The sequence below is a fragment of the Subtercola sp. RTI3 genome, assembly GCF_035018625.1.
Taxonomy (GTDB): domain Bacteria; phylum Actinomycetota; class Actinomycetes; order Actinomycetales; family Microbacteriaceae; genus Subtercola; species Subtercola vilae.
This window is the reverse complement of sequence record NZ_JASJXO010000096.1, coordinates 1-5,747: the sequence shown is the minus strand read 5'-3', so window position 1 is coordinate 5,747 and position 5,747 is coordinate 1. Positions and strand designations below refer to the sequence as shown.

Below are 5,747 nucleotides of genomic sequence, written 5' to 3'. Positions count from 1 at the left end.
CAATAACGCCCCAACGCGCTCCAACCTCTCAAATCAGAAAACGCCGCCCAGCCTCAGCCGATCGGTGGATTGAGGTTTAGTCATTGAGGTGAGCAGACCACCCTGGTAGGTGTACAGGGTTTGGTGGCTGGCACCATCAGTGACGAGGGTCTGCCCTGCGACGAGAGCGGGGCTGCTAATGGGCCCATATTTAAAGGTAGTGACGTCACCGGTAGCGGTGGCTTGTTGAGTGACGCGTTCGGAAGCGTCGTAGGTCATCGACATGACCGGGTTCGGCGTACCCGTTTTGCCGTAGTTCGCGGCCGACCGTTCCGCGTTGAGCAGGTGTGCGGTGGTGTAGGCGTAGTTAGTGCGATCGGCGTTATCGAGGGTCGATCCCGTACGAGTAGTTCCGACGCCGAACGCGGTGACGAGGTTCCCTGAGGCGTCGTAGTTGTAGTTCACTTCCTGACCGCCCGAGGTGCCGACCCGGACGATGTGGGTACCTGACCAAAGGAATGTGTAGACCCGTCCGGCAGGGTCGGTCACGGTAGACAGATTCCCCGACGCGTCGTAGGCAAGCGCGGTTGAGTAAGTGGGTGTTGCGGTGCGGCCGGCGAGATCGCTTTCCGAGGTGAGCCGGCCGGTGGTGGGGTCAAAGACAAACTGGTCCTGCGCGTGGCGGGTGAACGCGTACGTCGTTCCTGTTTTGGTGAGCGTCGCATCAAACCGTGGGGCGGTGGTTGCGTACCCGCCGCCGCTGACTGGAGTGAAGGTCACGGCCGAGCCGTCTTCCTGCTTGATCGTGACGTTGCCCGACGTGGCGTTCGTTGTCGCGGTCATCCCGTAGTTGTAGGTCCAGCCATAACCGAACGCACCGTTCACATACCCAGTGCTACCCGACGGCCCTGCCGGATCTGCGAGAGAGGAAGAGTATGAGCGGGTTACGGCGAGGCCTTCGCCAAGACCCGGCGTGGAGAGGTCAGTGTCGGTCTCGCCGTAGTATCCGGATTGGGTGTCGACGGGGTCACCGGCGGTGCGGGTTACGCAACCACAGTTAATGAACGCCGGGTTCGAGCCCTTCGGTGCGTCCTGGATCGTTGGTGGTCCGCCGATCGGGGTACCTGGTGTGCCTCCCTGCGGTAGGAACGCGACCGCATCGAATGCGACGTCGTATTCCTGCGCGGGAAGCCCGGAGACGTTGCTGAGGGAGATATTGCCGCCGTTTTGCATCGCGAACGTGCCGATAGTGACCCACTGCTCGGATTCCCAGTCCTGGTTCACCCGAATCTTCCACGGCGCAACACCGCCGCCCGGATTGATCGTGTACACGACATCGGTTGCTGTCGCCCCAGAAACGGGAAGATGCAGTTTGATTTTGTAATACTGCAGTGACGGTAGGTTCGGCGTCCACGTGCCTGTGTTGATCAGGGTCGTCGCTGATGCAGGTTCGGTGTGCGTGAAGAAGATATGGCCGCCGAGCCCGGAGCCGAGCTGATGGGTGTCGATATTACCGACCGGGTCGCCGGAACTGTTAGTGCCAGGGGTGTAGGTGAAGGTGCCGTTGTTGGACCAGTTCATCCCCGAACAACCCTGCCGGTTCTGGGAGGGCGTCGCTAGGTCGTCGACGATGATCGGCGCACCCGATGATGTGGTCGGCACTTTCGTCGTGTCTAGGTTGCAGGTTGGCTGATACTGCGACGTATACGCAGGCTCGGTCGAACCAGCGGCGTCTTCGTAAGCGCTGGTCGCGCAGGTGGTAGAGCAGGTCGCGACGGTTGTCACGGCAGTGTGCCACCAGCATTCGTCATCGGCCAGGGTGCAGTAATTCGCTGACGGGTTCCCAGCGACCACGTGAGTGGTGTCGCAGAGGTTCGCGCTCGTGCAGAACGTGTTGAACGCAGGGATCTGCAACCACGTGTTCGTGCCGTTATAAGAGGGAGTGTCGTAGGCGGTGAAGCCATAACGGACGATTGGTGCGCCCATCCAGCCCATGATCCGTTCCTGGTACGGCCAGGACGACGGGTGCGCTGCGTCAGCGTACGTGTTCTGAAGGTAGGGTGCGCGGGCTGGGTCGTAATCCGGGTTCTTCGGATTGTTTGACCAGCCCAGCCCCCAAGTCCCATCGGGCCCGGTGCAGGTCGCACTTGGTGTGCAATTAGTAGTGTTACCGAACGCGGCAGTCGGTTGGATGCCGGTGTTGTAAGCCCAGGCGGCGAAGTACCAGTTCTCCAGAAACTTCGGATCACCACCGTTCACGGTGATACCTGAGGTGTATAGATCGTTCCAAGTCTGCTCGAGAATGTTCAAACCCGCGGCAAGGTTCTCCTGATAGTCGACAGCGACCTTCATCTGCCCATGTACCGAGATCGAAGTATCTGTCGCGGCCATCCCGGAAGTGACTTGAGCGACACCATAGCCACAGTCCGCGTTCGGATAATCGATGGCGTCGATGTTGTCGCCGGAACCGTAATAGTCCGCGATCAACGGGTCGCCGGCCTGCCCGGGCACGGCGTGCCAGGATGCCTGGTTGAAGTTACTCTCTTGCGCCGCGATCGCCGTCATCACCGACCGTGGAACCGTCGTCCACGTGCTCGTCGCCGGATGGCTGAGCGCGATCGGAGGGAAATCGCTTGACGGTGAGTAGGACGCAAGGCCCATATTCGCGAAGTTCGCCGGCCTCGTCGAGCTGGTCCCCGTCAGCAGGCCCTGCTCAGCCATTTGCGATGCCCAGTCCACCTGACCATTAGAGGGTTGCATAGCTTCCAGCGTGGGCTGGAGCCTGGCGACCGAGCACTTTGGCGTCGTCGCACCCGGAGACAATGCCGGCGCAATCGAACCGGTGCTCGTCGTGCCGGACGTCTGCGTGTAGCTTGCTGTCTGGATGGAGAGCGTCGCCGGCCCGGTCGAGGTGAACGACGAACGCGTACCCGTCTCTTTCGGCGCGATCTGCGGGACGTCACCGTTTGAGCTCGTCGCAGCGCCCGGCAACACGGTCCCCGTGCTTTGCGTCGACCCAGCAGAGCTACTCGAATCAGCGCCAGACGCGACGGGAGTTTGGGACGCTTCGAAGACCTGGTGGGTCGACAGCGATTCGACCAAAGCTTGACCGTTCTGGGGCGCGTCCGTATTGACATCCGGCGCCGCTGCCGAGTCAGCGATCGGTGCCGCTTTGTCCGGTCCGAACGCCGCGTGAGCGTCCAACGACACCACACCAACACCAGCAGGCAGAGCCGTCACGGACACCGCTGTCAACGGTGAAGACGCCGGCAGGTTCTGGGCGTCAAGAACGAGGTTCTTCCCGCCCCGCCCCAAATCCAATGCAAGCCCCGTCGTCGGACCGGTCGCGATCTTAGTCGCCGGGCCCGTCTTCTCGTGCCATACGTCACTGGTTTGACCATCGGGTTCGGTGCTCAGAAAGTCGACACCACCATCCGCGGACGGGCGAATGTCGTACGGGCTACCCGGTAGGGCGACGGCGTTCGTTGCGTCGACCGGCTTATCAGCGGTACCACCATCGACAGCCGTGACCAGCTGCTCCCCTGACGCCGCCAGAACTGCCGAACCAACCGGTGCAGCCGACGTGAGTTGGCCTTTCATTACCGTCTGAGAAACCTGCTTGCCCGTCGACAAGTCCGTGCGCAGTATCTCTGTCTCCGGAGAGGCCGTACCAAGAGCGGACGTGAACACCGCGGTGTCATCCGTTCCGCACTGCGGCGAGTGATACTTCAAACCGACACCCGTGGCCAACGCGGTGACCGTTCCGGACGTCAGATCGACTCCGTACGCGTAAGCACCGCGGTCGCGGGCCGTGTTCGAGTTGATCGCCCCACCCGGCAAAATCGCGACAGCTGCGTACTTACCATCAGCGGTCATGCACTGGTATCCGTACCAGGTCGACTCGTCGACCCCAGAAGGATCGATCACAGCAATGTCCGACCAGACGAACCCGGCCGATTCGCGGGCGACTCGGACGTGATAGCCGTCAGTGCTACCGATGCCGTCTACAGCGATATCTGCGGAGGTGGCACCTTGTGCCGAGAAATCCGTTGGCGTCGGAGCGGAGCTCGAGCTTGTCAAGGAGGTGTCTGGCGAAGCGTTCGCGAACTGAGCTGGTGAGATCAAGGTTGTGGCGAGAAGAACCGCCGAAAACAAAGCCCCGCCCGAAAAAAGCCGCAACCCTGACGCCATTACCCACCCGATCACAGGCCAGCCGTGAAGCCGGCACCACCACGATCGAAGGAACACGATCGCGCGAGGAAACAAACCTGAGTTCGGGCTCGGAATGTCTTTAATGATTCCCCAGGACGAACGTAAGTCACCCGAACGGGGGTGTCTACCATTCTGTGGACTTACTCACATTTACGAATCGCTCTCGCATTGCATGATCCAGTCGACCTAGACGCGCCAGGGTTGCGCGCGGACTAACGTCTCGTGTATCGGTTGAGTTTGTCGCCTCATGTGCTCAGGACGTCTCACTTACGTCGGCAGGGGATTCACGCGCTGGAACATCGGTGGGGGTTGAAATAGTGGGCAAGCCGACGGTGGTGATCGCGGATGAGATCGAGATATATCGTAAGGGGCTGGCCTCGACGTTGCGAGAAGATGCCCGACTCAGCGTGGTCGGTGAGTCGGGATCTGCGCGCCAAGCTGTCACGTTAGTTCGTGACCTCGAACCCCGGATTCTGATCCTGAGCACCACCGCCGACGGTTTTGAAGCGCTCAATACCGTAAGACTTATCAAGGCCGCCTCATCGAACACGCGGGTGGTCTTGTTTGGGATTCATGTCGATGCAAACACAATCACGGAACTAAGCGTAGGAACGGCGGACGGATTTCTCGGCAGAACCACACAGGCAAAGTCGCTCGTCGGCGCGCTCGTCCAAATCGCCTATGCTCCGACCGGCTCACTCACGATCTTGACCACTCGTCGACTTCCTCTGCCAGGTCGCGAGGATATCCCTAAAGTGAGTGTGCTCTCGGCGCGTGAGTTGGATGTCCTACGGCACGTGGCGGCGTCGAAGACTAATGCCCAGGTTGGTGCTGCTCTTTACATTTCCGAAGGCACGGTGAAGCGTCATCTCTCGAATGCGTATAGAAAACTGGACGGTGCACGCTCCAGATTAGATGCAGTCCAGCGGGCGACGAGCGCCGGACTATTGACCTAACGATCAACTTCACTCGAGGTAGATGGGCGGTTCGGAACGTGCATCCGAACCGCCCATCACATATTGAGTACTCGTGACTGCGAGCTTTGGGCGTTACTAGGGTGCTAGGACGGTAAAGCTTGTGTTCGAGTTCCTTTCCTTCGCGCCGAAGTTGAAGCAGACTGGATTCTCGCTGCCGTTGTCGTAGTCCGATGTGACAGTAAGCCCCCCAAACGTCGAGGTTACTCGTACTTTCTCGTCTCTAACGAGCACTGAGGCTCCGTTGTTTCGAATTGTTTGCTCCCATCCTGCTGTGCCCGGATTGGGTTCTTCGAAGCGGTCGTTTATCCAGCTTTCCCCTGTTCCGACGGCGTCATAATACGTGTGATATGCGCTCGAACTCGAGCAGCCTTGCGAATAAAAGATCTGAAAGTTCTGGACCGGCGTCGGCAATTCTGGCGCCATCGCCGCAGACGGCACATTCGCCGCAGCTAGTGCAGACGAGCCCGCCTGGCTCTGCACGTCAGCGGTGGCCGGCGCGGCCAGGTGACGTCCCCTCGAGTGGTGTGCTTTCGCTTTGCCGATTGAGGTCAGTGGTTGAAGCTTAGGCGGCGATGAGTT

The 5,747-nt window shown here is 60.2% G+C and carries 3 protein-coding genes; 1 reads left to right on the top strand and 2 read right to left on the bottom strand.

Features of this window, described 5'->3' with window-relative positions:
- Positions 1 to 33: 33 nt before the first annotated feature.
- Positions 34 to 4,170: a DUF6531 domain-containing protein gene (locus QN358_RS18515; RefSeq protein ID WP_323513233.1), complete on the bottom strand. Its 4,137-nt coding sequence runs from the start codon at positions 4,168 to 4,170 to the stop codon at positions 34 to 36.
- Positions 4,171 to 4,508: 338 nt separating this feature from the next.
- Here QN358_RS18515 and QN358_RS18510 point away from each other — a divergent pair, with 338 nt between their 5' ends.
- Complete coding sequence (locus QN358_RS18510) at positions 4,509 to 5,147, top strand: response regulator transcription factor (protein ID WP_323513232.1); 639 nt, start codon at positions 4,509 to 4,511, stop codon at positions 5,145 to 5,147.
- A 96-nt stretch (positions 5,148 to 5,243) separates the two neighbouring features.
- Here QN358_RS18510 and QN358_RS18505 read toward each other — a convergent pair.
- A partial coding sequence (locus tag QN358_RS18505; protein WP_323513231.1) for a hypothetical protein occupies positions 5,244 to 5,747 on the bottom strand: 504 nt, incomplete at its 5' end.